The 284-nt window shown below is 58.5% G+C and carries 1 protein-coding gene; it reads right to left on the reverse strand.

The features are described 5' to 3' along the window. Positions 1-284: alpha-galactosidase (locus tag ACPYOJ_RS35150; protein ID WP_481420354.1), on the reverse strand; the 284-nt coding region annotated here is incomplete at both ends.

A 284-nucleotide genomic window follows, 5' to 3' on the forward strand; every position in this document is an offset into this window, starting at 1 on the left:
ACTGGGTACCGTGATGGATGACTTCTCGCCACTGCTTGTGCAGCGCGGCGTAATGGCGATAGCCTTCACGCTCCTGAGCATCGACGGTGAGTGGATCAAGCTCCAGTCCCATGTGGCCAAACAGTGCCGTCAGGCCGCGGAAAGCAATGCTGTGCTGGCGGAAGGTGGCGTGACATTTATGATGACCGATATGCGCGCCCATCACTTCCGGCGGGAAGAAGTAGCTCATGCCACACTGGATGGTATTGCGCTCCAGCGCGTCGTTGTTGTCAGAGGCCCAGAAG

The sequence above is a fragment of the Rhizobium sp. SVR5-9E genome (genome assembly GCF_056755095.1).